This is a genomic window from Candidatus Chloroploca asiatica (genome assembly GCF_002532075.1).
GTDB lineage: Bacteria > Chloroflexota > Chloroflexia > Chloroflexales > Chloroflexaceae > Chloroploca > Chloroploca asiatica.
In genome coordinates, this window is record NZ_LYXE01000141.1 from 1 (window position 1) to 513 (window position 513).

Sequence of the window (513 nt, forward strand, 5' to 3'; positions counted from 1 at the left end):
ATCCTGCCCGATACCGTGGTCAAGTTTGCGCAACACTCCGGCCTCTGGGTGGACGGCAGCTTGCGCGCCGAGGGCACGGCCGGGGCGCCGATCTTCTTCACCGACTGGCGTGATGATACCGTTGGCGGGGATGCCAATAACGATGAAGGAGCGACGGCACCTGCCAGCGGCTGGTGGCGGGGCCTGTATGTGCAGAATGCGGGTGACGCAACCTTGACCCATGCCACCATCGCCTATGGCGGCTACTGGAATAGTATGGGCCTGGTCAAGAGCGGCACCGGCACCCTCGCCCTCCAGCAGAGTACCATTCGCCAGATTGCTGGTGATGGCCTGCGCGTGGAAGGCAACACGGGGGCCGTCACCCTCAACCAGACGACCCTGGTGAGCAATACCACCGGTATGCGCCTCTCCAATGCGGGCAACGTCAGCGGTCAGGCCAACACCTTTGACGGGAACAGCACCTACGGCCTGCTGCAGGATGTTAATGACACCTTCATCTATACCGGCAATACC

1 protein-coding gene is annotated in these 513 nt (G+C 62.2%); it reads left to right on the top strand.

What is annotated here, in order from left to right; all coding sequences use genetic code 11:
- Nucleotides 1-513 (top strand): right-handed parallel beta-helix repeat-containing protein (locus tag A9Q02_RS17910; protein WP_172451110.1); only part of this gene is annotated, 513 nt, incomplete at both ends.